Source organism: Clostridium sp. MCC344, assembly GCF_018785365.1.
Classification (GTDB): Bacteria; Bacillota; Clostridia; order Lachnospirales; family Lachnospiraceae; genus Pilosibacter.
Map to the genome: position 1 here is coordinate 780 of NZ_WQPQ01000106.1, position 2,317 is coordinate 3,096.

General features: G+C 56.1%; 2 protein-coding genes. Both read left to right on the forward strand.

Annotated features, from left to right (window positions below; translation table 11 throughout):
• A partial coding sequence (locus GPK90_RS19275; RefSeq protein WP_252197595.1) for a PrgI family protein occupies positions 1-238 on the forward strand: 238 nt, incomplete at its 5' end.
• Positions 156-2,317: VirB4-like conjugal transfer ATPase, CD1110 family (locus tag GPK90_RS17960; protein WP_486463681.1), on the forward strand; the 2,162-nt coding region annotated here is incomplete at its 3' end. The genes GPK90_RS19275 and GPK90_RS17960, both read left to right, overlap by 83 nt.

Here is a 2,317-nt window from a genome sequence, read left to right on the forward strand (position 1 = left end):
CGCCGCCATGTTCCTGATGATCGGCCTCATGCTCCCGTTCTTCTTTCTGGCTATGTATGAACGGGATGGCCTTCCGCTGGAAAAAGTGCTGAAAAACATCATCCGCACCCGGTTCCTCTATCCCCGGGTGCGGCCTTACAAAACCGAAAACTTCTATGCGCTGCTTAGCGCCAGAAAGGAGGCGCAGCCGATTGCGAAACAACAGAAGGGCCGGAAAGCCCGCAGGCAGAAAGCCTGAAAAGCAGGGCCTTACCGGCCTGTTCACGAAAGGAAAGAACATTCCCACCACCGCCCAGCAGACCCTCCCTTACCGGGAAATGTACCGGGACGGGGTGTGCCGGGTAGCGGACCGCTATTACACCAAAACCATTGAATACGAGGACATCAACTACCAGCTCGCACAGTCCGAAGATCAGGCGGCCATCTTTGACGGGTGGAGCGCCTGCCTCAACTACTTTGACAGCAGCCTTCCGTTCCAGCTTTCCTTCCTCAACCACCGGAGCCGCCCGGGCAGCCGGTACAGCGTGAACATCCCCATGCAGGACGATGATTACAACAGCGTCCGGTGTGAGTATGTGGAAATGCTGGAAAACCAGATCGCCAAAAGCAACAACGGCATTGTCCGCACAAAGCTCCTGACCTTCGGCGTGAACGTGGACGACCTTCCCACCGCCAGGGCAAGGCTGGAACGTGTAGAGGCGGACATTTGCGGGAACTTCAAAAAGCTGGGCGTCAAGTGCCGCTCCCTTTCGGGGCTGGAACGGCTGGAACTCCTTCACGGACAGCTCCACCCCGGCAGCGGCTCCCCCTTCCGGTTTTCATGGGATATGATCCCCAAAACCGGGCTTTCCACCAAAGACTTTATCGCCCCGGACAGTTTCGATTTTCGTTTCAGCCGTCTGTTCCGGGTGGGGACGACTTGGGGCGCTGCCTCCTACTTACAGATTTTGGCCTCAGAGCTCTCGGACAAGCTGCTGGCGGAGCTTTTGGAAATGGATGCGGAAATGACCATCACTCTCCATATCCAAACCGTCGATCAGGCCGCCGCCGTAAAATCTATCAAGGCCAAAGTCTCCGACATTGACAAGATGAAGGTGGAGGAACAAAAGAAGGCAGCCCGGTCCGGGTACGACATGGACATACTTCCGCCCGACCTTGTAACGTACAGCAACGACGCAAAGACCCTTCTGGAAGATTTACAGAGCCGGAATGAAAGAATGTTCCTTCTGACCTTCCTTGTGGTAAACATGGCCCCAACCCGCCGGGAGCTGGACAACGACCTGTTCACAGTGTCGGGTATCGTCCAGAAATACAACTGCACCTTGAAGCGGCTGGACTTCCAGCAGGAGGACGGTTTTCTTTCCAGCCTTCCGCTGGGTCATAACGGCATTGAGATCAAGCGCGGCATGACGACCAGCTCCACGGCCATTTTCGTTCCCTTTATGACGCAGGAGCTCCGCATGGATGGCGAAGCCGTCTATTACGGGCTCAACGCCCTTTCCCATAACGTCATCATGGCAAACCGGAAAAAGCTCAAAAACCCCAACGGCCTGTTCCTCGGTGTGCCGGGCTCCGGTAAATCCTTCGCCGCAAAGCGGGAGCTTGTGAACGTGTTCCTTGCCACCCGTGACCGGATCATTGTGGTGGACCCGATGGGCGAATACTCGCCCCTTATCAAGCGGCTGGGCGGACAGGTCATCGAGATCGCCCCGGACAGCCCCCACCACATCAACCCGATGGACATTGACCTGAGCTTTGACGAGGAAAACCCGATGGCGCTGAAAGCCGACTTTATCCTGTCGCTGATGGAGCTGATCGTCGGCGGCAAGGATGGCTTGCAGCCGGTGGAGCGGACCGTCATTGACCGCTGTGTACGCCAGATGTACCGGGAACACTTGCAGGACCCGGAAACAAGCAAAATGCCGACCCTCCAAACCCTGTATGACCTGCTCTGTTCCCAGCCGGAGGGCGAGGCGGTACGGCTGGCAACGGCCCTTGAAATCTATGTGTCAGGTTCCCTTAACGTATTCAACCATGAAACCAATGTGGACTTGAACCGCCGTCTGGTATGCCTTGACTTAAAAAAGCTGGGGGCCGGTCTTCGGACGATTGCCATGCTCATTATGCAGGACTTGGTAAACTCGCAGGTGTCCATGAATTTCCTCCGCGGTATCGCTACATGGTGCTACTTCGACGAGTTCCATGTGCTGCTCCGTGACCGGCTGACGGCAAGCTATTGTGTGGCGATCTGGAAAATGCTGCGAAAAAAAGGGTGCGTTCCCAGTGCTTTAACGCAGAACGTGAAGGATTTTCTGGC